At 67.8% G+C, this 23,076-nt stretch carries 21 protein-coding genes; 10 read left to right on the top strand and 11 right to left on the bottom strand.

Going from position 1 to position 23,076, the window contains the following annotated elements; translation table 11 throughout:
- Positions 1-51: 51 nt before the first annotated feature.
- Positions 52-1,065, top strand: coding sequence for a DUF2927 domain-containing protein (locus ACF66B_RS08640; RefSeq protein WP_111431519.1), 1,014 nt, complete (start codon positions 52-54; stop codon positions 1,063-1,065).
- 478 nt (positions 1,066-1,543) lie between these two features.
- Here the strand turns inward: ACF66B_RS08640 and ACF66B_RS08635 are convergent, their stop codons facing one another.
- Positions 1,544-2,758, bottom strand: a complete 1,215-nt coding sequence (locus ACF66B_RS08635; protein WP_111431520.1) for a hypothetical protein — start codon at positions 2,756-2,758, stop codon at positions 1,544-1,546.
- Positions 2,759-3,055: 297 nt separating this feature from the next.
- Here ACF66B_RS08635 and ACF66B_RS08630 point away from each other — a divergent pair, with 297 nt between their 5' ends.
- From ACF66B_RS08630 to serS, 5 genes are all read left to right on the top strand, one after another.
- Complete coding sequence (locus tag ACF66B_RS08630) at positions 3,056-4,195, top strand: SPFH domain-containing protein (RefSeq protein WP_111431521.1); 1,140 nt, start codon at positions 3,056-3,058, stop codon at positions 4,193-4,195.
- A gap of 154 nt (positions 4,196-4,349) precedes the next feature.
- On the top strand, positions 4,350-5,465 hold the full coding sequence (locus ACF66B_RS08625; protein ID WP_111431522.1) for a primosomal protein N' (replication factor Y) - superfamily II helicase: 1,116 nt from the start codon (positions 4,350-4,352) through the stop codon (positions 5,463-5,465).
- A gap of 3 nt (positions 5,466-5,468) precedes the next feature.
- On the top strand, positions 5,469-6,413 hold the full coding sequence (locus ACF66B_RS08620; RefSeq protein ID WP_162683401.1) for a hypothetical protein: 945 nt from the start codon (positions 5,469-5,471) through the stop codon (positions 6,411-6,413).
- A gap of 90 nt (positions 6,414-6,503) precedes the next feature.
- Positions 6,504-8,543, top strand: coding sequence for a methyl-accepting chemotaxis protein (locus ACF66B_RS08615; protein ID WP_111431523.1), 2,040 nt, complete (start codon positions 6,504-6,506; stop codon positions 8,541-8,543).
- Between the two features lie 245 nt (positions 8,544-8,788).
- On the top strand, positions 8,789-10,081 hold the full coding sequence (gene serS / locus ACF66B_RS08610) for a serine--tRNA ligase (protein ID WP_111431524.1): 1,293 nt from the start codon (positions 8,789-8,791) through the stop codon (positions 10,079-10,081).
- Positions 10,082-10,084: 3 nt separating this feature from the next.
- Here the strand turns inward: serS and ACF66B_RS08605 are convergent, their stop codons facing one another.
- From ACF66B_RS08605 to hemP, 7 genes are all read right to left on the bottom strand, one after another.
- Positions 10,085-11,167 (bottom strand): DUF1513 domain-containing protein, encoded by a 1,083-nt coding sequence (locus ACF66B_RS08605; protein ID WP_111431525.1) that lies wholly within the window; start codon positions 11,165-11,167, stop codon positions 10,085-10,087.
- Positions 11,168-11,171: 4 nt separating this feature from the next.
- Complete coding sequence (locus ACF66B_RS08600; protein WP_392664681.1) at positions 11,172-12,200, bottom strand: imelysin family protein; 1,029 nt, start codon at positions 12,198-12,200, stop codon at positions 11,172-11,174.
- Positions 12,200-13,747 carry a di-heme oxidoredictase family protein gene (locus ACF66B_RS08595; protein WP_111431527.1) on the bottom strand — a complete coding sequence of 516 codons (1,548 nt, stop codon included), beginning with the start codon at positions 13,745-13,747 and terminating at the stop codon, positions 12,200-12,202. Before ACF66B_RS08595 ends, ACF66B_RS08600 begins: the two co-directional genes overlap by 1 nt.
- A 138-nt stretch (positions 13,748-13,885) precedes the next feature.
- Positions 13,886-14,158, bottom strand: coding sequence for a (2Fe-2S)-binding protein (locus ACF66B_RS08590; RefSeq protein WP_111431528.1), 273 nt, complete (start codon positions 14,156-14,158; stop codon positions 13,886-13,888).
- Between the two features lie 79 nt (positions 14,159-14,237).
- The gene (locus ACF66B_RS08585; protein ID WP_111431529.1) at positions 14,238-15,500 is read right to left on the bottom strand and encodes an imelysin family protein; all 1,263 of its coding nucleotides are present in this window, start codon (positions 15,498-15,500) and stop codon (positions 14,238-14,240) included.
- 21 nt (positions 15,501-15,521) lie between these two features.
- The gene (locus ACF66B_RS08580) at positions 15,522-16,019 is read right to left on the bottom strand and encodes a hypothetical protein (RefSeq protein WP_111431530.1); all 498 of its coding nucleotides are present in this window, start codon (positions 16,017-16,019) and stop codon (positions 15,522-15,524) included.
- Positions 16,016-16,174, bottom strand: a complete 159-nt coding sequence (hemP, locus tag ACF66B_RS08575; RefSeq protein ID WP_111431531.1) for a hemin uptake protein HemP — start codon at positions 16,172-16,174, stop codon at positions 16,016-16,018. Before hemP ends, ACF66B_RS08580 begins: the two co-directional genes overlap by 4 nt.
- Before the next feature lie 389 nt (positions 16,175-16,563).
- On the opposite strand from hemP, the gene ACF66B_RS08570 reads away from it, so the two are divergent.
- Positions 16,564-17,427, top strand: coding sequence for an EAL domain-containing protein (locus tag ACF66B_RS08570; RefSeq protein ID WP_111431532.1), 864 nt, complete (start codon positions 16,564-16,566; stop codon positions 17,425-17,427).
- 51 nt (positions 17,428-17,478) lie between these two features.
- Here the strand turns inward: ACF66B_RS08570 and phaR are convergent, their stop codons facing one another.
- On the bottom strand, positions 17,479-18,069 hold the full coding sequence (gene phaR, locus ACF66B_RS08565; protein ID WP_111431533.1) for a polyhydroxyalkanoate synthesis repressor PhaR: 591 nt from the start codon (positions 18,067-18,069) through the stop codon (positions 17,479-17,481).
- A gap of 335 nt (positions 18,070-18,404) precedes the next feature.
- On the opposite strand from phaR, the gene ACF66B_RS08560 reads away from it, so the two are divergent.
- From ACF66B_RS08560 to phbB, 3 genes are all read left to right on the top strand, one after another.
- Entirely contained in the window at positions 18,405-19,640 is a 1,236-nt protein-coding gene (locus ACF66B_RS08560) for an alpha/beta fold hydrolase (RefSeq protein WP_162683402.1), read from the top strand.
- Between the two features lie 136 nt (positions 19,641-19,776).
- Complete coding sequence (locus ACF66B_RS08555) at positions 19,777-20,952, top strand: acetyl-CoA C-acetyltransferase (protein ID WP_111431535.1); 1,176 nt, start codon at positions 19,777-19,779, stop codon at positions 20,950-20,952.
- A 103-nt stretch (positions 20,953-21,055) separates the two neighbouring features.
- Positions 21,056-21,778: an acetoacetyl-CoA reductase gene (gene phbB, locus ACF66B_RS08550; RefSeq protein WP_111431536.1), complete on the top strand. Its 723-nt coding sequence runs from the start codon at positions 21,056-21,058 to the stop codon at positions 21,776-21,778.
- Between the two features lie 82 nt (positions 21,779-21,860).
- On the opposite strand, the gene catB is transcribed toward phbB, so the two are convergent.
- Positions 21,861-22,496, bottom strand: coding sequence for a type B chloramphenicol O-acetyltransferase (gene catB / locus ACF66B_RS08545; protein ID WP_111431537.1), 636 nt, complete (start codon positions 22,494-22,496; stop codon positions 21,861-21,863).
- A gap of 203 nt (positions 22,497-22,699) precedes the next feature.
- Complete coding sequence (locus tag ACF66B_RS08540; protein ID WP_392664673.1) at positions 22,700-22,999, bottom strand: alkylphosphonate utilization protein; 300 nt, start codon at positions 22,997-22,999, stop codon at positions 22,700-22,702.
- Between the last annotated feature and the right edge of the window lie 77 nt (positions 23,000-23,076).

Below are 23,076 nucleotides of genomic sequence, written 5' to 3'. Positions count from 1 at the left end.
TTGTAACGGGCAGAATTGTGTAGCGGGTTCGGATTGGGAAAAACGGTTTGCATGGGGCGGCGCGCTCCGGGCTTCGGCGCCGGACAGGTCCCTCGTGCCGCCGCACCGCTCCGGCTCGCCGCCGTCTGCGGTCTTGCTGCGCTCCTCTTTGCTGCGGGCTGCACCTCGCGGGTCCCGAGCAGCGAGCCTGACCGCCCGATCCCGCCCGCCCCGACCGACCAGCCGGAGGGGCCGAGCGAGTCCGAGCAGCTTGCCGAGCTTTACGCCGCCGTCGAGACCGAGCTCACATCGAGCGGCCGGATGCGCCGCGAGATGGCCCCGGCCGACGCCCCCTATACGGTCGACGATCTGGTGCGCGATTTCGAGCGTGTCGCGCTCTATGACGAATATGTCGATGTGAACGGCCGTTTCCTGCGCTCGGAATCCCCGGCCTACCTGCGCCGCTGGGACAGGCCGGTACGGGTCGGCGTCATGACCGGCCCCTCGGTCCCGGCGGCGGAATCCGCCCGAGACCGGGCGAATGTCGCGGGCTTCACCCGGCGGCTTGCGCGGCTCACCGGGCTCGACATGCAGGTGAGCGACGGCGACGACGTGAATTTTCTCGTGCTCTTCATGAATTCCGACGAGCGCCAGGCCTTCGCCCGCGAGGTCGGCGCCCGCTTCCCGGGCTTTGCGCCGGCCGTCACCAACGCCATCGGCGATTCCGCCGTCGATACCTTCTGCACCGCCTATGCCTTCAGTGATCCCGCGGACAAGGCGCGCTATTCCGCGGTGATGATCCTCATCCGGGCCGAGCATCCCCCGCTCACCCGGCTCTCCTGCGTGCACGAGGAAATGGCCCAGGCCATGGGGCTCCCCAACGACAGCCCCGAGGCCCGGCCTTCGCTCTTCAACGACGATCTCGAATTCGCGCTGCTGACGGAGCATGACGAGGTGCTGCTCCGCATGCTGTATGACCCGCGCCTGAAACCCGGAATGACCGCCGAGGAAGCCCGCCCGCTGCTGCCCGCCATCGCGCGCGATGCCATGGTCGCCGAGCAGGCCCAGCCCCGCGCAGGCACCTAGCGCGACAATGGTCCGGGCCGAAACAGCCCGAACCCCGGATTTCGCTCTCACCCTGTCGATTGCCCCAGCCCCCCAAGCGCCGGGGCAACGGCTCCTCCTCGGCCTGCGGGTCAGGTGTCGTCCGCGCCCCGGCCCTGTCCCTTGCCGCCGGCCTCGCCGAAACCCTCGAACTCGCAATCGCTGCACACGCGTGGCGCCCCTTCTCCGACCTCTTCCGCCTCGGGCGCCCCGCGCCGCACTCGCTCCTCATCTGCGTCTACCGCTTCGGGCAGAAGGGCCTGATGAGTGCCAGCCGCCACGGCCCCGTTCGGGTGAACCGCGGCTGGCAGGACGGCCGGCTCCCCGTCTCCGAAGCCTGCGCGCGAGACCGGCGCAGAGCATCCCGGCCTGCGCGACGCCGCTGTCCTGCGCTCTGCCACAACCGTGCGCGACAACGGGGAGGGCGCATGCGAGCCGGGGCCGCAGGAGGAGAGGGCTATCAGGCCCGCCACGGCCCAAATGCAGCGGCGGCAGCGGGCCCGGACGCACGGCGGGGCGATGCCGAAGGTCTGCGGCGCCAGCCACTCACCGCGCTGGCGTCGGCCTTGCGGTGGCGGCGCCTTCTGCAGTTGCCCGGCTCGAGAATGAGCAGGAGCGCGGCCGGATGATCCTCGAACCGGTCGCAGCACCAGGTGGTCAGCCGCACCGGCCGGGGCCGCTCGCCCTCGGCAAAGCGGAGCAGCGCGGGCTTGCGCTCGAAGCTCACGCCGCGCAGGGCCAGTGTGACGAGATCGCTCTCGCCCACGCTCCCGAACGGAGACGCAGATGCCGACGCGGGCTCGTCGCAGGCAAGAAGCACGGCGCCCCGCGGCCAGTTCGCCGGAAGCGCAAGGGCTGGCGCGGCCAGAAGCGCGCGCGCCGTCTGGTTGAGCGAGACGATGCGCCCCTCCGCCGAGAGGCCGATGACCCCCTGCGGCAGCGTCTCGAGCATGCCGAAATACTGCGTCACCCGCGCACTCAGTGCCTTGCGCGCGAAGTTGTAGCGCTCGCGCGCAATCACGAACCCGGCCGCGAGCAGAGCCGTCCCGATCGCCGCGGCGAAGTTGCTGAGCGTCTGGATGCCGTCGCTGATATCGGCAGTCTTGACGAGGGCCTGCTCCGCAATCGTGGTGATGAGCTGGCTCAGGTCGTCGAGCGCCTTCATGTCATTCACCCGCAGGAGAAGGTCGAGTTCGCGCGCGCCGAGCGCGGTTATGTCCTCCTGCTTGAGCGTGATGAGCCGGTCGCTGTAGGTGTGCAGCGTCTGCCGCAGTCCCTCGATCGTAATCGGGATTTCGTCTCCCCGGACGGCCAGCTCGATCCGGCGCAGGAGCCGCAGAGCCCGTTCGAGGTTTTCCTCGGCCTTCTCGATGTTGCGCGGCTCACCCGGCCGCAGCACCGCGTTCTTGTAATTGTGGATGAACCCGCCATAGCCAAGCTCGCCTTCGAGCCGGATCATGTCGAGTATCAGCATGGTGTTTTTCGTCGTGATGTTTTCCTGCCTGTGCCGCAGGTCGGCGATGCGCGCGCCGAAGGCGATGCTCGCGAAGATGAAAGTCAGGACGATCGACATCAGTGCCGCATTCCACAACACGATTTGAAGGCGGGCGACGCCGCCGCCGGGGCGCAAGAGCTTCTGGTCGGGGTGGCGGGCAAGGATATCCGAAAATGTCATTGGACTGCTCGATGGTCCTTTTCTGGCCGCGTGGGGGCGAGCTGGCCGGGCTCGGATCTATCTGGACACAATGGGGAAATGCGCGCCCCGGGCTGGGGCGGTGCGGGGGCGCTGGGGCGTCCTGAACATTGTTACCCCGCGTCCGGGGGGAGTTGCGCGCATCGTCGGACGGCCGACCGGAGCGCTTCGCGGCGCGGGCGAGGTCGTCCTCCGGCTTGGCGTTTGGCCCGCGCCGTGCCTATATTCCTCACCGTGCGCGGCGCTTTTCCGCCCGAGCCCCTATCTGCGCGAGGCCCCATGTCCCTCTTCGACCTCTTCCGCGGCGAGTTCATCGACGTCATCGAATGGACCGACAACACCCGCGACACCATCGTCTGGCGCTTTCCCCGCCGCGACAACGCGATCAAATACGGTGCGAAGCTCACCGTCCGCGAGGGGCAGTCCGCGGTCTTCGTCCACGAGGGCCAGCTCGCCGATGTCTTCTCGCCCGGCCTCTATCAGCTCGAAACCAACAACATGCCGGTGCTGACCACGCTCCAGCACTGGGACCACGGCTTCTCGAGCCCGTTCAAGTCCGAGGTCTATTTCGTCAACACGCGCCAGTTCACCGATCTCAAGTGGGGCACACGCAACCCCATCATGTGCCGCGATCCGGAATTCGGCCCGGTCCGGCTCCGCGCCTACGGCTCCTACACGATGCGGGTCGCTGATCCGGGCAAGTTCATGGTCGAGATCGTCGGCACCGACGGCGAGTTCACCACCGAGGAGATCTCGTTTCAGATCCGCAACATCATCGTCACCCATTTCAGCCAGATCATCGCCGCCTCGGGCATCCCGGTGCTCGACATGGCGGCGAACAACCTCGATCTCGCGAAGCTTGTGCACGAGAAGATCGCGCCGATGGTCGCCGCTTACGGCCTTGAGCTGCCCGCCTTCATGATCGAGAACATCTCGCTGCCCACCGAGGTCGAAGCCGCGCTCGACAAGCGCAGCTCCGCTTCCGTCGCGGGCGACCTCTCGCGCTACACCGATTTCTCCGCCGCCGAGGCGATGACGAAAGCGGCCGAAAATCCCGGCGGAGGCGGGGGGATGGCGGCCGGAATGGGCATGGGGATGGGCATGGCGATGGCCGAGCGCATGGCACGCTCGGGGCCCTGGGGCCCGATCCCGAACGCGGCCCCTGCGGCCCAGGCCGGAACACCCGCACCGCCGCCCCCGCCCGCCGCCGAGCCGCGCTGGCACATCGCCGAGGGCGGCGCGACCAAGGGCCCCTTCACCCAGCTCGAGCTGGAGAAGATGGTCGCCGCAGGCAGCCTTACCCCCGAGACCTATGTCTGGACCCCGGGCAGCGCGGGCTGGGCGCATGCGGGCAAGATCGCCGAACTCGCGCCGATCTTCTCGCAGATCCCGCCGCCCCCGCCACCGCCCGCGGGCTGAGCTCCGGCGCGTCCCTGGCCCGGCGGCCCGAGGCCGCGGGCCGCCGGGCGACACCGCCACCGCTCTCACATCTGCGAAGATCCCCTTGTCAGGGCAGGCGTTTCGGGGCAGGTGGGGAACGTCACCGCGTCATCCGCCCGAGGGATCTCAGCCCGTGTCAGACACCGCGCCCGGCGCTTCCATCCTCGAGGAACACCGCTTTCCCTGCCCGGCCTGCGGTGCCGATCTGCGCTTCGCCCCCGGCACCGACGCGCTCCGGTGCCAGCATTGCGGCCACGAGGAACCGATCGAGGCACCCCGCGGCAATATCGCCGAGCTCGACCTGCGCGCCGCCGAGCGCGACGATCTCTCAGCCGTCGACATGGAGGAAACCCGCACCGCGCGCTGCGAGAGCTGCGGGGCGGAGGTGGAATTCGCGCCCGGCATCCACGCCGAAAGCTGCCCGTTCTGCGCCTCGCCCATGGTCACGGGCACCGGCACGCATCGCCACATCCGCCCCCAGGCTCAGCTCCCCTTCCTGCTCTCCGAGCCCGAGGCCCGGGGGGCGATGAAATCCTGGCTCGGCCGGCTCTGGTTCGCCCCCTCCGACCTCAGGAAATATGCCTCCGCCGAGCGGGCGATGGACGGGATCTACGTGCCCTACTGGACCTATGATGCCGAGACGCGCACCGCCTACACCGGCCAGCGCGGCACCGTCTATTACGAGAACCGGGTGGTGCCGGTCATCCAGGACGGCAAGCGCCGCATGGTGAACCAGCAGGTGGCGAAGGTGCGCTGGACCCCGGTGCGCGGCCGCGTCGCGCGCGATTTCGACGATGTGCTCGTCCTCGGCTCCCGCAGCCTGCCCAAGCGCTTCACCGATGCAGTGGCCCCCTGGGATCTCTCCGCGCTGCTCCGCTACGACCCGCGCTACCTCGCAGGCTTCCGCGCCGAGGCCTACGGCATCCCGGTCCACGAGGCCTATGGCGAGGCCCGCGAGATCATGAACGGCGTCATCACCGAGGATGTCCGCCGCGACATCGGCGGTGACCGCCAGCAGGTCGGCAAGCTTTCCACCGAGGTGGGCCGGCTCACCTTCAAGCATGTGCTCCTGCCGATCTGGGTCGCGGCCTACCGCTACCGCGGCAAGAGCTACCGCTTCGTCGTCAATGCCCGCACCGGAGCGGTGGAGGGCGAGCGCCCGTATTCGCCGGTCAAGATCGCCATCGCCGTCCTGATCGGCCTCATCCTCGCGATCGCCATCGCCTGGCTCCAGATCAAGCAGAGCTGACCCATGCCCCGCCGCGCCCCTCCCACCTCCGCCGCCCTCACCCTCCTGCTCCTTCTCGCCGCTCCCGCCCGGGCCGAGCCGCCCGCAGGCGTCTTCGAGGCGACCGAGGGGGCATTCGCTGCCTGCGAGGCGCGCGGCGGCGTCGCCCGCATCCTCGACGGCTACGAGACCTCCGCCGATCTCAACGGCGACGGAAAGCCCGATTTCGTCACCGATCTCGCGCGCATTGCCTGCGGTGAGGCCGATGGCGCCTTCTGCGGCCCCGACGGCTGCGCGGCGACCCTCTGGCTCTCCAAACCCGGCGGGGCCTACCAGAGCCTCGATCTCGGGGCGGTCACGGGCATCGAGCTGATGCCGCCTGCGGGCGCGGAGGGCGGCCCGCCGGTGCTCCGCACGCTCCATGGCGCCACGACCTGCGCTGCGGCGGGCCTTGCGAGCGCAACCTGCATCCGCGACTGGCGACTGGCCGACGACAGTGCGCCCGTGCCGCCGCCCTTCACGACGCTCGCCGTCGAACGGCCGCTGCCACGCCCCGCGCCCGAACAGCTCCGCCGCTTCGTGCCGCAATCGGGCTGGACGCTGCGCGCCGTGCCCGACGGCAGCCCCGTCGCCTTGGGCATCGGCCCGGGCAACCTGCTCTCGATCGGTGCCTTCTGCCTTGCCGACGCGCCCTTCCTCGCCCTCCGCTTCCGCGAGCCGCCCGAGGGCCCGGCGCTCACCGTCCGCTTCGATTTTCCCGCCGGTGCGGTCGAGACCGAGGCGCTCTACGAGGAGACGGCGGGCGGCGCCTTCGTCGTCGATCTCGCGGACTCGCCGCTGGCCCGCCGCCTCGCCGGGCGCGACGCCGAGGTTCCGATCGATATCGACGGCCGCCGCGAGGGCCTGCTTTCGCTCACGGGCTCGACCGCGAGCCTCCGCGCCGCCCTCGGGGCCTGTTACGCCTTCTGAGCCCGCCGGCGCAGCGTCAGGCAGCTTAATCACATTTCAACCAAATGTTCGGAGGCTTTCCGAAAGATTAATTTTTTCGGGAGGCATGCGGTGCTGGAGAACCTGTCCGCAGGTCGCAAGATCCTTCTCTCGTTCGCGGCCTTCGCCTCGGTGGCGGGGTCGGGAACCGCCATTGTTCTTGTCCTGCTTGTCATCATCACGCAGAGCGGCGTCGGCCTTGGCCAGCGGCTCACACCGCTCAATACCGCGGTTATGGAAATGCAGCTCTCGGCCGCCGCGGGCGTGCGCGCCGCCAACGCGGCCTTCACCGGCAACGGCAGCGTGACCGCCCGCCTCACGGTTGCCTCCCGCCTCTCCAGCGCCCAGGCAGAGGCCGAACGGCTCCGTGACGGCATCGCCGCCGCCGGTCGCACGCTCCCCGCCGACACGGCCGCCGCGCTCACGGAGGCAACCGACACCGTGCTCACCCGCATCGGAGCCCTGCGCGAGGCCACCGACGCAGCGCTCGCCCGCGACGCGGAGCCGGCGACGATCCACACGGTGGACAAGGCCTACAACCAGTTTGTGTCCGATGCCCGCGCCACCCAGAGGGTCGTGAACGATGCGATCGCCACGAGCGTCGCGCACCTGCAGGCCAGCCGCAACATTGCGCTCGGCATCATGGCTGCCGCCGCCATCGGCCTCTGCAGCGCGATGTTCTTCTCCTGGCGCTGGCTCGAGCGCGCGCTGGGCCGGAGGCTTCGCGATCTGGCCACCGTCATGCGCCGGCTTATCGCGGGCGATCTCGAGGCCGAACCGCCCGCCTGGCATTCGGGAGATGAGGTCGGGGTCCTCCGGGAAAGCGTCAGCGGCCTTCGCGACGCGCTCAGGCGCCAGAAGCAGCTCGAGGCGGAATCCCGCGTCGAGCGCCAGCGGGCCGAGGCCGAGCGGGCCGATGCGCAGCAGGCGCGCGCCCGCGCCGAGGAACAGAGCCGCGAGGCAACCGAGCAGCGCGCCCTGTCCGAGCGCCAGCGCGAAGAGGCCGTGGCGCGCGCCGAGGCCACCGGCCGCTTCGTCGAGGAATTCGGCACCGTGGTCAGCCGCGCCGCCGAAGGGCGCTTCGATGGCAGCATCGCCAGCCGCTTCGAAGACCCCGCCCTGGCCGAGCTTGCCCGCGGCATGAACCGGCTGGTGGAGGAGGTCGATCGCGGCATCGGCGAAACGATGCGTTCGGTGTCCCGCCTGGCCGAGGGCGACCTCACCGACATGATGGAGGGGGATTTCGCCGGGGCCTTCGCCGATCTCAAGCGCGACGTGAACGGCACCGTCGATACCCTCCGGCGCATTGTCGCCGATATCACCGGCACGACCGAGGCGATCGTCCGCGACACCCACCGGATCTCGGAAAACTCGGGCGCGCTCGCGCAGCGCGCCAATGCCCAGGCCGATGCCCTGCGCGAGACCTCCGCCACGATGACCGGCCTCGCCGCCACCGTGCGCGCCAACTCCGAAAGCGCCGAGAAGGTCGCGGGCCGGATCCGCGAGGCCGCCGCCACCGCCACCAACGGCGGCAGCGTGGTCAACGATGCCGTCGCCGCGATGTCGCAGATCGACGCGAGCGCCCGGCAAGTGACCGAGATCATCGAGGTGCTGAACGACATCTCGTTCCAGACCAATCTTCTCGCCCTCAACGCGGGGGTCGAGGCCGCGCGCGCGGGCGAGGCGGGCCGGGGCTTCGCCGTGGTCGCAAGCGAGGTCCGCGCGCTCGCCCAGCGTGCCGGCGAGGCGGCGGAAAACATCCGCGGCCTGATCGCGAAAAGCTCGCTCGACGTTGCCGAGGGCGTCCGCCTCGTCACCGACACCGGCACGTTCCTCCAGGACATCGTGCGTGCCATCGAGGACGTGGCGGCCACCACCGACGAGATCAGCGAGGCAAGCCACAGCCAGACCCTCGGCATCGAGGAGGTGACCTCCGCCATATCCGAGATGGACGCCCTCACCAGCCAGAACGCCAGCATGGCCGAGGAAAGCGCGAGCTCCGCCCGCACCCTCACCGAGCTCTCCGAACGCCTCGAGGATCTCGTCCGCTTCTTCCGCACCGACCGAACCGCCCGCACCAGCGCGCCCGCCCGGAACCGCTCCGCCGCCTGACATGCCGTCAGGACGCCGCCTCCGGCCTGCTCCCGTGCCAATGGAGCGCGGAGCGGATCCCGGCGCGGTCCGCCGGGGGAAGCCGCGCCCTGAATCGTTAAGAATTCACGTTCCGTTCTGCCATATGGATTCCATATCGATTCCATATGGATTCCAGATAGCTGCCAGAGGGGAAAAACCCCTTTGAACCGCCCCGCCCGATCCGGCATAAGCGCCCCACCGAAAACCGCCCGGGACCGTCCGACATGCACGATATCCGCGCCATCCGCGAAGCGCCCGAAACCTTCGACGCAGGCCTTGCGCGCCTCGGGGCCGAGCCCCGTTCCGCCGAGATCCTGGCCCTCGACGGCAGCCGCCGCGCCAAGATCGCCGCCGCCGAAGCCGCCCAGGCCGAGCGCAATGCCGCGAGCAAGCAGGTCGGCGCCGCCAAGGCGCGCGGCGACGAGGCCGAGTTCGAGCGTCTTCGGGCGCTTGTCTCTGAAAAGAAAGACGAAATATCCCGCCTCGAGGAAGAAGCCAAGGCTGAGGACGCCCGGCTCAACGAGCTTCTCATGGGCCTCCCGAACCTGCCGCTCGAAAGCGTGCCCGTGGGCCGGGACGAGACGGAGAACGTCGAAATCCGCCGCTGGGGCACACCCCGCGCCTTCGCCTTCAAGCCGCTCGAACACTTCGAGATTCCGGGCGCGAAACCCGGCTTCGATTTCGAGGCTGCCGGCCGCCTCTCCGGGAGCCGCTTCGTCGTGCTCAAGGGCGCAATGATCCGCGTCCACCGCGCTCTTGCCCAGTTCATGCTCGATCTTCACGTGGAAGAACATGGGCTTGTTGAACACTGGACCCCAGTTCTCGTCCGCGACGAAGCGATGCTCGGCACCGGTCAGCTGCCGAAATTCGCCGAGGACAGTTACCAGACCACCACTGGCTGGTGGCTCATCCCGACCTCCGAGGTCACGATGACGAACCTCGCCGCGGGCCGGATCCTCGAGGCGAAGGATCTGCCCATGCGCATGACCGCGCACACCCAATGCTTCCGCTCCGAAGCCGGCTCGGCGGGGAAGGATACCTCCGGCATGCTGCGCCAGCATCAGTTCGAGAAGGTCGAGATGGTCTCGATCACCCGGCCCGAGGAAAGCCTCGCCGAACATGACCGGATGACCGCCTGCGCCCAGAACGTGCTGGAAAGGCTCGGTCTTCCCTATCGGACCATCGTGCTCTGCACCGGGGACATGGGCTTTTCGGCCCGCCGTACCCACGATCTCGAGGTCTGGCTGCCCGGGCAGGACACCTATCGCGAGATCAGCTCGGTCTCGGTCTGCGGCGATTTCCAGGCCCGCCGGATGAATGCGCGCTTCCGCCGCGAGGAGGGCGCCCGGCCGGAGTTTGTCCATACGCTCAACGGCTCGGGCCTCGCCGTCGGCCGCTGCCTCATCGCGGTCCTTGAAAATGGTCAGGAAGAGGACGGTTCGATCACGCTTCCCGAAGCGCTTCACCCCTACCTCCGGGGCCGCACGCGCGTCACCGCAGAGGGCGAGCTCGTCTGAGCCTCAGACGTTCAGCCGGACGAGGTGGTTGTCCCAGGCCACCTCGGCCCGGCCCTCGTCCGTCACCTTGCCGCCGGGTACGATCACCCGGCAGCCACCGGTGCCGTCGGTGGTCACGAAGCCCAGGGCGTGCGCCGCCAGCCCGCAGACATCGGCCTGTGCCAGGGCCTCGGCGAGGCCGCCGTCTGCCACCCGAAAGAAATGCACCATGCTACCCCGGGGCGAAGTGATGCCTGCAAAGCGCCCGTCGCCCGAGAAGGCCACACTCCCGGCATAGCCGCGCATCCTGGGTTGCTCCATGCCGGCTTCCAGCAAGCGGGGCGCTGCGCCGCGGCGGTGAAGCCCGAGAAGCGGCGGATTCCGTGTGGGATCACCCTCCCACTGCATTGCGAAAGCAACCAGCCCGTCATCATGGATGGCGAGATGGCGGATCGAGTTCTGGTGCAGCTCCGGGGCGAGCTCGACCGTCTCGAGGATCGAGCCGTCTTCGTCGACATAGGTGAGATTTGGCTGCATCGTGTCGATGTTGAGCTTGATCCGGCCGGTATCGGGATGGGTGCGGATGCCACCGTTGGCGATCACCTTTACCTCGCTGCCGGGCAGGCGCTGGATGTCATGGGGCCCTATGCCGCCGGAGTCGAAATCCCCGAGCCGGGCATACCCGTTGGAGGCATCCCAGACCCCGATGCGGCCAGCGCCCTCGGCATAGAGGTTCTCTGGCGTGAAGAGCAGCCGCCCGTCGCTCGAGAAGCAGCCATGGCCGTAGTAGTGGCGGCCTTCGGGCGCATCGAGGCGGCGCTTCACCTGGCCCGAGACGCAGTCGAGCACAATGGCGAAGGTGCCGGGGCGCCGGGCGAAGGCAACCGCCTCGGGACGCCTCGGATGCGCTGCCGCCGCATGGCCGCGGGTGGGCAGCGGCAGCGAGAAGATCTCGCTACCGGTCTCGCTGAGGCCATAGAGCCAGAAGGCGCCATCAGGCCGCCGCGCAGCCGCAAGATAGGCGGGGCTGCCGGCATCGGCCCAGCTCAGCGCGGGAAGGGTCGAGGCAACGAGGAGCGACTTGAGGAAGGTCCTGCGGCTCGTCATGGGGTCAGTCTCCATCGAGGGAATTGAAGCCCTGGCTCACACCGAGGGCCGGGCCGATCACTGCCTGCGAGGCGTCGCGCACATCGTTGACCGCCTGCTGCAGCACCTCGATGCGCAGCCGGCCGGTCGGGGTCTCAACGCCTGTGAAGATCGGGTCGTCGAGCCGCCCCGCGAGCCGCCCGGCGCGCTCGACCGCCACATCGAGCGGCGCACGCGTCTCCTCGGGCACATCGGACGCCAGGATCTCGGCAAGCGCGCTGGTCGCTGCGATGGAGATCTGCACGTCGCGAAGCGAGCGCCCTGAGCGCCAGGCTTCGGCGCGCTTGGGCCGTGGCTTCTCGAAGGTGCCGAGCGGACGGCCGAGCCGGCTGTCGGCGGTGAACTCGAGCCCCGTCATCAGCGCCTTGTAGAGCTCCTGCAGCGCCTCGAGATCGGAGAGATAGATCGGGTTCTCAGGGCCGGGATGCAGGATGAGTTCGGCATAGGCCGGATCCCAATCCGCCTCGATGGCCGCAGCGGTGGTCGCGATGTCCCGGGTGATGGCGCGGACGAGACGGCAGGAGTAGCCGGGATCGCCCTCGGACAGCGAGCCGTCATAGAGCATCATCTCGAGCGCGAAGAAGCCGCGCGCAGCGATCGAGACATTGCCGAAGCTCTCGGCATCGTTGACCACCGGATCCTCCTCGCGGATGAGGCCGGCCAGCGTCTTGCGTGAGGCGCCGCGGTCGTCGGGCCAGAAAGCCAGGGCAAAGGCGCGGTTGTCCGTCTCGCTCGGCCCGAACCGCAGATGCGAGACGCCGATCCAGGCGTCGAAGGCGGAATTGTAGGCATCACGCAGCGTCTCGCCTTCGGGATCGCAATCCTCGGCGGCCGCAGCATCGAGCTCGGCCGAGGCAGCGGCAAGCGTCTCGTAGCCGGGCAGGATCTGCACATCGACGGCCTTGGCCACGAGATCAAGGTCGTCTCCGCCGGCGGCAGCTGCGGCGAGCGGCCAGAGGGCGAGGCAGAGGGCGGCGGCTGTCTTGCGGCACATCATAGGCTTTCCAGAAACTTGAGAAGGGCGTCACGATCGGCTTTCGGCATGTCGACCACCTGCATCTTTGCAGGCTCGGCCTCGCCACCATGCCAGAGAATGGCTTCGAGGAGCGAGCGGGCGCGGCCGTCATGCAGGAAATAGCTGTGGCCGCTCACGTCCTGCGTGAGGCCGATCCCCCAGAGCGGGGCGGTGCGCCATTCGGTGCCGGTCGCCCGCGCCTCCGGGCGGTGATCGGCCAGCCCCTCGCCCATGTCGTGAAGCAGCATGTCCGTATAGGGCCAGATGAGCTGGAAGCTCTGCTCGGGCTGGTCCGCGAGGCGGTGGGTGACGAATTTCGGGTTATGGCAGGCGGTACAGCCGGTCTCGTAGAACACCTGCTTGCCGTGGAGCACCTCGGAATCGTCGACGCCCCGGCGCATCGGAACCGCCAGGTTGCGGCTGTAGTAGGTCACGAGATCGAGACCCTCCTGGTCGATCTCGAGGTCCTCTGCGCTGCCCGAGCCGCCGTCGGGCATGGCGCGGCACGCGGTTTCGGCTGTAGTGCACTCGCCCCAGCCGGCGCGGTTGATCGGGTTCGAGATGCCGATATCGCCCGCGAAGGCATCGGCCGATTGCTGGCGGATCGTCGCCGTGCCCGCCTTGTGGCCGAACCGCCCGAGCATCGGCCGTTCGAATTCCTTCGACCAAACGATGTTGGCCCGCCCCGAAATCCCGTCGCCATCGGTGTCATCGGGATCGGAGAGCGCGAGGATGTCCTCCGCGGGCACAGCTTCGAGCAGGCCGAGGCCGATCATCTGCGGGGCGACACGCGGCGAAAGCATCGCGTCCGGGTGTGGCTGGCCGTAGCCTGGCTCGCCGAGGGCATAGGTGGGCTTTCGCAGATGCGCGACCTCGCCCTCCGAAAGCGGCACCTCGATCTCCTCGTAGGAGATCTCCATCTTCGCCTCGGCGGGCAGGCCAGGCAGGGCGGTGTCCTGGATCTGGAGCCCGTAGGTCGGATCGGGCAGGGTGGCGATGTAGTCCTCGATCCCCTTCACCGCATCCTCCGGCCCGCCGGGGATCGAGATGCGGAGAAACATCGATTCGGCACTGTCGTCCGCGTTTTCCGGCGGATGGCCGCGGCCGTCCTTGAGATGACAGCGCTGGCAGGAGCGGGAGTTGTAGATTGGGCCAAGCCCGTCGGAGGCAAGCGTCGAGGAGGGGGCCGAGACCCAGACCTTGCGGAAGAGGCCGTTGCCGAGCTTGAAGTCGAGTTCCTTCTCGAAGCTCATGTTGGCCGAGGAGTGCGAATAGGAATCGCGGTTCACCATGGCCTTTGAAGTGGCGGCGCCGGCCTGCAGTGTCTCGAAGCGCTCCGGCTTCGTGAAATCGGTGATAGGGGCGACGACCGGTGCGATGCGCGCGCGCTCGGCCGCGGTGCGGGGTACAGTCTCGAGCGGGCTGCTGGGGATCTCGGGGGGCGCCGCGCTGGCGGCGGCGGGGAGGGCGGAGAGCGTTGCAGCCGTCAGGAACCTGGCGATCTGGCGGGGAAGGCGGCGTGTCATGATGGGGCAGGCAGTCTTTGCAGCGGCGCGCGATCCAGAAGGCGGCGGCGCGCTCGTGGGAGGGGGCGACCCATGGGCGGACCCCGGGGTCGGGAACGGGCGGGCGTCAGGAAGGTCGGCCCTGCGCCTTGGCGCCGATCAGCCCGGGCCGTCGCGCCAGAGGCTGTGCAGGTTCCGACCGCGGCGGCTCTCGCCCCGCAGGTTTCGGAGTTCGAAGGGCACCGCAAGATTGTCGTTCCGCTTCATCGTGTCGACGAAAAGCCGCACGCAGCCGCCGCATTCCGCGGACTTGCCGAGGGCATGGAACACCTTGCCGGGCGTGATGACCACCGCGGGATCGGCGGCGCGCATCCAGTCGATCGCGGCGTCGATGTCCCGGTCGGTAATTTGCATGCAGTGGCAGACCATCATGGTCGTCGTCCCCCTGTCTGGCTTCCGGGGCTGCGGCGCCCCGGCGTTTTGCATCAGCCCCGGCGGGGCAGGGTCGCGGTCACTGGAAGACTGCGTCCGGATTGTCGAGGCTTTCCGAGCCCTCGAACTGGATCGTATCGAGCTCGAGCGCCGAGACCGCGCGCTCGATCGATTTCGTCTGGGTCACGAGAGCATCGACCGCTCCCATGAGCAGCGCGCCACCGGCGGCATTGTTCCGGTCGAGCATCTGATCGTAGGACATTCCGGCCTCGGCGGTGGTCTTGATCCGGAGCAGTGCCATGACCGTCGCATCGAGGTCGGCCCGGAGCCCGACATCCACCTCGCCATCGGCCTCTGCGACCAGATCGGAAACCGACGCGCCCGAGATGAGCGTGCCGTCCACCCGCACATACTGGCCGTGGTAGATGTTCCACATGCCCAGCCCGTCGTAGAAATGGCTATTGTAGGTGTTGTCGGAGAAGCAGTCCTGTTCCTCTTCCGGGTCATTCAACATCAGGCCGAGCCGCATCCGCTCGCCCGCGAGCTCGCCATAGGAGAGCGAGCCCATGCCAGTGAGGATGGTTGCGACGCCGGTCGTCTCGTCGGACAGCACCGAGGCACGCGCGGCCCCGCCTTCGGCCCAGGCGCCAGCCATGTCGCCGAGATCTGCGATCAGCAGGTCGGTCGCGGCCTTGAGATATTCCCCGCGTCGGTCGCAGTTGCCGTGCGTGCAGGCGTCACCCGCGGCATAGTCGGTCCAGGGGCGGTTGCCTGCGCCCGGTCCGGTCCCGTTGAGATCCTGGCCCCAGAGCAGGAATTCGATCGCGTGATAGCCGGTCGCGACATTGGCCTCGATGTCGTCGGCCTCGTGCAGCGTGTTGGCAAGCAGCTCCGGCGTGATCCGGCTCGCGTCCACCTCCTCGCCCGAGAGGGTGAAGGACGGATGCGCGATCACGTTCACCGTGGCGTATTCGTTCTCGTCGGTCGGCCCGCCATAGGCGGCATCGACATAGTCGATGAGACCCTCGTCGAGCGGCCATGCGTTCACCTTGCCTTCCCAGTCATCGACGATCGGGTTGCCGAAGCGGAAGACCTCCGTCTGCATGTAGGGCACGCGGGCCTGAAGCCAGGCGGTCCGTGCCGCCTGCAACGCCTCGGCCGAGGGATTGGCGAGAAGTGCATCCACTGCGGCACCGAGCCGCTGTGCGGTCACCAGACTGTCGCCATAGGCCGCTTCGGCGATGTTGACGTAGGTCTCGAGCACCTCCGTCCTGTCGGCCGCGGCGGCGGGGCCGACACCGGCAACGCCGAGGGCGACGCTGGCGAGGAGGGTTCTTTTCATGAGGCAGTCCTTTCGCATTCTCTAGTGCCTAGCGGCAGTCTGTATCGTATGGGTGACGCGGTGCCCGTCCGGCGCGGGCGATTTGCCGTGTCGCGGGAACATGCGCGCAAGCCCGGTCCCGAGCGCCCGGGCGAGCCCGGTGATCCGGGTAACGGAGCCGCGCTCCATCAGCAGGGCGGCGAGCAGTTCCGCATCCTCGTGTGCGCCCTCGGCTGCGGCGGCAACGAGATGAGCGAGCGCACTCTCGTCGGCCCCGAGGCAGCGGCAACGGATCTCGTGCCGGATGAGCGGGCGGCGCGCCGAAGCCGCGGCGGCAGCGCAGAAGGTCTCGAAGAGGTCAAGCATCTGCGCGCCGCCTTCGGCCCCGAGCGCCCGGTTGAAATCGCAGGCCACCTCATGGCGGGCGGCCGGGCTCGTGTGCCAGAGCCGGATGTAGAGCACGAGTGCGGATTCGAGCGGCGGCAGTTCGCCCAGAACGCCGACGGCGGCCGCGCCGCGCTGGAAGGGGGCGGCGCTCATTTGGTGAGGATGAGCTTGCCGGCGCGGGTGATGCGCAGGACATAGGGCTGACCGTCGAGCACGATCACGGCCGTGCTGCCGCCCTCGGTCAGGGAACGGGCGTCGTACACGGGGGGATCGTCCGGCGTGTCCGGCTTGCACTCCGTCGCAGGCATTTGGCTCATGCGGCGCGCTCGCAACGGTCAATCAGGGCCTCCAGCGGAAGATTCGCGGCGCCGCGCCCATCGAAGGCGGCAAGAAGCGCCTCGCGGCGCGACACGCCGGGGCTGCTCTTGGTCCGATCCTGTTTTTCTGCGGCATCGTGGTCTCGGTCCGGCACCGTTGTCCTCCTGAAGCTGGGATCGTCATAATTCTGGCTTCCCCGGGCGCTTCCGAAGGTGGCTTGAGATTCGGCCTTATCCTGACTGGTTTGCTTTGGAATTGCAATTCCGACTTTTTTCGTTGGACAAACTTTGGCGAAAATTCACGAACATTTAAGGAACATCGAATTAATTATGCCTGCAACCGCCTTCCCTCTGGCGGTCCTTCGAGCGAGATAGGCCCCATGCGACCGAAGACACAGATCGATGCCTTTCAGCTGCTCGGCCGAAGCGCGCCGAGGCTGCCCGATGTTGCCATGACCCGTATCGAAGCCAATGCGCGCCTGCGCTTCACCGTGGCCCAGGCGCTCGCCCAGAACCGGGTGGTCTTCCATTACCAGCCTGTCGTCTGCGCCTCGGATCCGCGCGTTCCGGCCTTTCACGAGATGCTTGCCCGGCTGCGCCTGCCGACCGGTCAGATCCTGCCCGCCGGGGCGTTCCTGCCCACGATCGAGGATTGCGAGATCGGCCGGGCGATCGACCGCCGCGCGCTGCGCACGGCGCTTGCAGCGCTCGCCCGCAATCCTGCACTGCGTCTCTCGGTCAATATCTCGCCGCTCTCGATGGGCGACGAGGAGTGGCTCGCGATCCTGTCTGCAGCCCACCGCGGCGGCAGCGGTGTCTGCGGGCGCCTAATCCTCGAGATCACCGAAAGTCAGGCGATCGAGAACTCCGACCAGACTATCGAGTTCATGGCTTTTGTGCGCGAGATGGGCCCGGCCTTCGCGCTCGACGATTTCGGCGCGGGCGCGACCGGCTTCCGCCACTTCCGTGCGTTCCGCTTCGACATGGTCAAGATCGACGGATCATATGTTCAGGGCGTGCATGCCAACCCTGATGCCCAGGTGCTCGTCGAGTGCCTGCTGCGGCTCTCGCGCCATTTCGACATGTTCAGCGTCGCAGAGCGGGTGGAGGCGCCGGCCGATGCGCGCTGGCTTTGTGACGCGGGTGTCGATTGCATGCAGGGTTATCTCTACGGTCGCCCGGCGGAGGCACCGGTCAGCAGGCCGCAGGCTGGCCGTACTGATTCGGGCCGCGCAGCAGGCTGAGCCCCGCCGCAGGGCTGCGACGCGGGGCGCGTGCGAGGCGGCGTTGCCGCCTCACTTGTCCTTGACGATCTTCGAGAGCTGTTCCTGCATCGCGGCGAGCTGGCTCTTGAGTTCCTCGAGCTCGACTTCCTTCTTGCTGTCGAGTCGGGAGTTGTCGCCCGCCTTGCCGCCGATGCCGCTCGCGAAGGGCGCAAACATGCGCAGTGCGTTCTCGAACCACTCCATGTTGGAGCGTGCCAGCGCCTCGAAATTCGCGAGCGCGGGGTTGGCCTCGAACGCCTTCTGCACCTGCTCGCGCATCTGCTCCTGGTTGCGTGAAAACGTTTCCATCGACGCTTCGAGATACCCGGGCACAAAACCCTGAAGCGTATCGCCATAAAGGCGAATCAACTGGCGCAGGAAGTTTGCGGGCAGCATCGTCTGCCCCTTGGCCTCTTCCTCGAAGATGATCTGCGCAAGCACGGAACGGGTGATGTCCTGCCCCGACTTGGCATCGTTGACGACGAAGTCCTGCCCCTCGCGGACCATGTGCGAGAGGTGGTCGAGCGTCACGTAGCTCGACTTCGCAGTGTTATAAAGCCTGCGGTTGGCATACTTCTTGATGATGATTGGCTCGGCCGTCTTGTCGTTCTTCTCAGCCACGCTCGTCTCCTAGTGAACATTTCCTCCACCCGGTGTAAGCTTATCCGCCATGCATCAAAGCCGAAAGCGCTTTTTGCGATTGCGAATGGGCTAGGTTAATGAAGGAGCCGGCCGGCGGACATGGCCATAGAGACACAAGAAGAACTTCCCGGGGAGGAAGCCCTGAATCGCCGACGGTTAGAGCGCCGAAGGGCCTCGCGTTATCTCGATCTGTGGGAGCGCCACGTGACCGTTTCGGCGCTGCACGGGCGGTATCTGCCATCCCCGGTTCCGGCTTCGGACAGCACCTGGGCGCCGGATCGGGACTGGGAGCCGGATCCAGAGCCGGACATCTGATGGTGCAGCCGGCACCGCAGAGGGTCGGTCAGCCGAGCCCGCTCGTCTTCCATCTCGGAGCAGCGCTTGCAGCCTACAGTCAGGCGTTGTTGGCGGCGCCCCGGGCAGATTGCGCGAGCTTTCCCTGGGTGGACGGCTTGGGTGAACTTGCCGCGCGCCTCGGCCCCGACCTTGATCGGATCGAGATCGCCTGCGAGCTCGCCTCGCGGCTGCGCGAGACCATTGAGGGGCTCGAGATCTGGCAGAGCCATCCCTACCGGCGCACGCTCGAGGATCCACCTGCCATCTGGTCCGAGGGCTGCTCACGGCTGCTCGATTTTGGCCAGGTATCGGAGGCCAGCAACCCGGAGGGCGAGCCGCTCCTGATCGTGCCGAGTCTCATCAACCGCTCCTACATTCTCGATCTCGCGCCGGGCCGCTCGCTGCTGCGCTGGCTGGCGGGGCGCGGCTTTCGGCCACTCATGCTCGACTGGGGTGCGCCCGGCCTCGCGGAGGCGGGCTTCGGTCTGGAGGAATACGGCGCCTGCCGCCTCGCCCCGGCGCTCGCCCATGTCGCTGCCCTCACCGGCCGGCCGGTGCCCGCGATCGGCTACTGCATGGGCGGTACGCTCGCCGCCGGGCTCGCCGCGCGGCGCCCCGAAGGGCTCTCGCGTCTGGTGACCATCGGCGCGCCGTGGGATTTTGCCTCGACCGATGGCCTTGCCGGCACGCTCCGGGCGATGATGCGGAGCGATGGCGGGGCCGAGAAGGCACAGGCCTTCCTCCGCGCGCTTGCCGACGCCTTCGGGTTCGTTCCGGTCGCGGTCTTCCAGATGCTCTTTGCGCTCATCAACCCGCTCCAGACCGCGCTCAAGTTCCAGAAGCTCGCCCGCATGGCGCCCGACGGCGCCGGCGCGCAGTTCTTCGTCGCGCTCGAGGACTGGCTCGCCGACGGCGTACCAATGCCCTGCGGCGCGGCACAGGATCTCCTCGTCGGGTGGCAGGTCGAGAACCGCACCGCGATGGGGCGCTGGGATTTCCTCGGCGGTCCGGTGCAGCTCGACAAGATCGAAGTCCCCGTCCTCAGCTTCTGCGGCCGCTCCGACAGTATCGCGCCACCCTCGCTCTCCGAGGCGCTGCCCTGCGCGATCCCCGATGCCCGTCTTATCCGGCCGCGAACAGGGCATGTCGGAATGGTGGTGGGAAGCGGTGCGCGGACCGCGGTCTGGCAACATCTGGCGCAATTCCTTGTTTAACCATGGCGGTTGAGCAATGACGGGCTTTGTGCCACCACATGCGACGTGCGCGTGAGCGGCTGATTCGGGTCCCGGCGATCCGCCCGGCGCACCGTGATTTGGGGGCGGCTCCCGGCGGGCCGCAATGGAGGATCGGATGACGAATGTCGTTATTGCGTCCGCGGCACGCACGGCCGTGGGCAGCTTCAATGGAAGCTTTGCCAACACACCGGCGCATGAGCTTGGAGCCTCGGTGATCAAGGCCGCGCTTGAGCGCGCCGGCGTTGAGGCCGGGGAGGTCTCCGAAACGATCCTCGGTCAGGTTCTGACCGCAGGTCAGGGCCAGAACCCCGCTCGCCAGGCGCATATCCTTGCAGGCCTGCCGCAGGAAAGCTCGGCCTGGAGCATCAACCAGGTCTGCGGTTCGGGGCTCCGGACCGTGGCGCTCGGCGCTCAGCACATCGCACTTGGCGACGCCGAGATCGTGATCGCTGGCGGCCAAGAGAGCATGTCGCTGAGCCCGCATGTCGCGCATCTGCGCGCGGGGCAGAAGATGGGCGACATGAAGTTCATCGACTCGATGATCAAGGACGGCCTCTGGGATGCCTTCAACGGCTACCACATGGGCCAGACTGCCGAGAACGTCGCGCAGCAGTGGCAGATCTCCCGCGACATGCAGGACGAGTTCGCCGTCGCCTCACAGAACAAGGCCGAGGCCGCGCAGAAGGCCGGCAAGTTCGACGATGAGATCGCGCCCTTCACCGTCAAGACCCGCAAGGGCGAGACCGTGGTCGACAAGGATGAATACATCCGCGCCGGTGCTACCATCGAGGCGATGCAGAAGCTCCGCCCGGCCTTCGCCAAGGACGGCTCGGTCACCGCGGGCAACGCGAGCGGCATCAACGACGGTGCCGCGGTCACGCTGCTCATGTCCGCCGAGAATGCCGAGAAGCGCGGCATCGAGCCGCTGGCGCGCATCGCGTCCTACGCGACGGCCGGCCTCGATCCGTCGATCATGGGCGTGGGCCCGATCTACGCCTCGCGGAAGGCGCTGGCCAAGGCGGGCTGGAAGGTCGAGGATCTCGACCTTGTGGAGGCCAACGAGGCCTTCGCCGCGCAGGCTTGCGCGGTCAACAAGGATATGGGCTGGAACCCCGAGATCGTGAACGTGAACGGCGGCGCCATCGCCATCGGTCACCCGATCGGTGCCTCGGGCTGCCGCGTCCTCAACACGCTGCTCTTCGAAATGAAGCGGCGGGATGCGAAGAAGGGTCTCGCGACGCTCTGCATTGGCGGCGGCATGGGGGTCGCTGTCTGCGTCGAGCGCGACTGATCCCGATGAGTGAGGCGGGCGGGAATTGATCTCCCGCGCGCCTCCTGCATGACTGCAAGACACGAAAACAGAAGACTTCAATTTCCGAGGAGGAGGGAACTCTATGGGACGCGTTGCTCTGGTTACGGGTGGCTCGCGCGGTATCGGCGAGGCAATTTCGAAGGCTCTGAAGGCGGAGGGCTACGAAGTGGCCGCCACCTATGCCGGGAATGACGAGAAGGCGAAGGCCTTCACCGAAGAAACCGGCATCAAGACCTACAAGTGGAACGTGGCGGATTACGAATCCTCCAAGGCTGGCATCGCCCAGGTCGAGGCCGATCTCGGCCCGATCGAGGTCGTGGTGGCCAACGCCGGCATCACCCGTGACGCGCCCTTCCACAAGATGTCCCCGGAGCAGTGGAAGGAAGTCATCGACACCAACCTCACCGGCGTCTTCAACACCATCCATCCGATCTGGCCCGGCATGCGCGAGCGCAAGTTCGGCCGCGTGATCGTGATCTCCTCGGTCAACGGCCAGAAGGGCCAGTTCGCTCAGGTGAACTATGCCGCCACCAAGGCCGGCGACATCGGCATCGTGCGCTCGCTGGCTCAGGAAGGCGCGCGGGCCGGGATCACTGCCAATGCGATCTGCCCCGGCTATATCGCGACCGAGATGGTGATGGCGGTGCCCGAGAAGGTACGTGAATCGATCATCGCCCAGATCCCCGCGGGCCGTCTCGGCAAGCCCGAGGAAATCGCCCGTTGCGTGGTCTTCCTCGCCTCCGACGACGCGGGCTTCGTCAACGGCTCAACGATCTCGGCCAACGGCGCCCAGTTCTTCGGCTGAGCTTCTTTCGCAGGACGCGTCCTGCCAGCCGCCCCGGCCTCCGGGGCGGCCTTTTTCATGCGCAGGCCTGCATGGTGCCAGATCAGCTGGCCGGGGCCGAAGCTGTCCAGTACCGGTGCAGCCCCTCAATATCGCGGCTGGTCAGAAGCGGCATCGCGTCACGCAGCGCCTCATCTGGCCAGTCCCACCAGCGCATCTCGAGCAGTAGCCCGATCTCTGCCTCGTTGAAGCGCTTGCGGATCTCCCGCGCCGGGTTGCCGCCGACGACCGCATAGGGCTCGACGTTCTGTGCGACCAGCGCCCGGGCGCCGATGATCACGCCGTCACCTATACGCACGCCGGGCAGGATCATTGCCTCGGAGCCGATCCAGACATCGTTGCCGACGATCGTGTCGCCCGCCGGGCGGTAGCCGTTCTCCGCCTCCGCAAAGGCCGCGACCTCGGGCATCCAGGCGAAGGGGAAGGTGCTGATCCAGTCGCTCCGATGGCCCTGGTTCCCGGCCATGATGAAGGTGGCGCCTGAACCGATCGAGCAGAAGCTCCCGATCACCAGCCGGTCGGCGCCCGCGTCGGGCACAAGAAAACGGGCGCAGTCGTCAAAGCCGTGCTCGTGATAGTAGCCTGAGTAGTAGCTGTAGCGGCCGACGCGGATGTTGGGATTGGTGACCTGACGGTCGAGCGGGATGCCGCGAAACGGGCTTTCGAAGTGGTTTTCCATCTGAGGGTCTCCGAACAAAGGTGAGCCGGCTTGCTCGCGCAAGCAGAAATGGGCGCAAATGCCGCATGGCATCGCGCCTCGGGCCCTCGGCGGCGTTGCGCCGGGGCGGGATTCAGCTCGTTCGGTGGGTGGCCTTCATGGGAAATTACCGGAATTCTAGTGTGCCCGCCCGGTTTACCCCCCGGGCGGGCCGCGTCAAGCGATCAGCGCTTGCGGACGAATTCGGTCCGGAGCACGAGGCCCTTGATTGCATCGTGGCGGCAGTCGATCTCCGCGACATTGTCCGTCAGTCGGATCGACCTGATGACAGTGCCCTGCTTGAGCGTCTGGTTGGCGCCCTTCACCTTCAGATCCTTGATGAGGGTGACGGAATCGCCATCCGCGAGCAGATTGCCCGCCGAGTCCCTCACCTCGCGTGCGGCGCTGGCGGCGGCCGCCATTTCCGACGCTGGCCGCCATTCGCCGGTGGCCTCGTCATAGACATACTCGTCATCGTCGGCCATCACGCCTCTCCTTGTCTCGGTGCCCACTGGTCCACGCCGCGGTCAGCGGCGTCCGGAGGGCAGGGCGGTCGTAGCCG

The sequence above is a fragment of the Amaricoccus sp. B4 genome, assembly GCF_043226085.1.
Classification (GTDB): domain Bacteria; phylum Pseudomonadota; class Alphaproteobacteria; order Rhodobacterales; family Rhodobacteraceae; genus Amaricoccus.
The sequence above is the reverse complement of the archived record's forward strand: the minus strand, read 5'-3'. Positions and strand labels throughout refer to the sequence as shown.

Bases quoted from the DNA above. Each gene is read 5' to 3' on its own strand.
- ACF66B_RS08560 (WP_162683402.1), top strand. From the start codon at position 18,405: ATGGTGCAGCCGGCACCGCAGAGGGTCGGTCAGCCGAGCCCGCTCGTC.
- phbB (WP_111431536.1), top strand. From the start codon at position 21,056: ATGGGACGCGTTGCTCTGGTTACGGGTGGCTCGCGCGGTATCGGCGAG.
- ACF66B_RS08595 (WP_111431527.1), bottom strand. From the start codon at position 13,747: ATGACACGCCGCCTTCCCCGCCAGATCGCCAGGTTCCTGACGGCTGCA.
- serS (WP_111431524.1), top strand. From the start codon at position 8,789: ATGCACGATATCCGCGCCATCCGCGAAGCGCCCGAAACCTTCGACGCA.
- ACF66B_RS08590 (WP_111431528.1), bottom strand. From the start codon at position 14,158: ATGATGGTCTGCCACTGCATGCAAATTACCGACCGGGACATCGACGCC.
- catB (WP_111431537.1), bottom strand. From the start codon at position 22,496: ATGGAAAACCACTTCGAAAGCCCGTTTCGCGGCATCCCGCTCGACCGT.
- ACF66B_RS08635 (WP_111431520.1), bottom strand. From the start codon at position 2,758: ATGACATTTTCGGATATCCTTGCCCGCCACCCCGACCAGAAGCTCTTG.
- ACF66B_RS08600 (WP_392664681.1), bottom strand. From the start codon at position 12,200: ATGTGCCGCAAGACAGCCGCCGCCCTCTGCCTCGCCCTCTGGCCGCTC.
- ACF66B_RS08540 (WP_392664673.1), bottom strand. From the start codon at position 22,999: ATGGCCGACGATGACGAGTATGTCTATGACGAGGCCACCGGCGAATGG.
- ACF66B_RS08605 (WP_111431525.1), bottom strand. From the start codon at position 11,167: ATGACGAGCCGCAGGACCTTCCTCAAGTCGCTCCTCGTTGCCTCGACC.
- ACF66B_RS08580 (WP_111431530.1), bottom strand. From the start codon at position 16,019: ATGAGCGCCGCCCCCTTCCAGCGCGGCGCGGCCGCCGTCGGCGTTCTG.
- hemP (WP_111431531.1), bottom strand. From the start codon at position 16,174: ATGCCTGCGACGGAGTGCAAGCCGGACACGCCGGACGATCCCCCCGTG.
- ACF66B_RS08585 (WP_111431529.1), bottom strand. From the start codon at position 15,500: ATGAAAAGAACCCTCCTCGCCAGCGTCGCCCTCGGCGTTGCCGGTGTC.
- ACF66B_RS08620 (WP_162683401.1), top strand. From the start codon at position 5,469: ATGCCCCGCCGCGCCCCTCCCACCTCCGCCGCCCTCACCCTCCTGCTC.
- ACF66B_RS08555 (WP_111431535.1), top strand. From the start codon at position 19,777: ATGACGAATGTCGTTATTGCGTCCGCGGCACGCACGGCCGTGGGCAGC.
- ACF66B_RS08570 (WP_111431532.1), top strand. From the start codon at position 16,564: ATGCGACCGAAGACACAGATCGATGCCTTTCAGCTGCTCGGCCGAAGC.
- ACF66B_RS08640 (WP_111431519.1), top strand. From the start codon at position 52: ATGGGGCGGCGCGCTCCGGGCTTCGGCGCCGGACAGGTCCCTCGTGCC.
- ACF66B_RS08630 (WP_111431521.1), top strand. From the start codon at position 3,056: ATGTCCCTCTTCGACCTCTTCCGCGGCGAGTTCATCGACGTCATCGAA.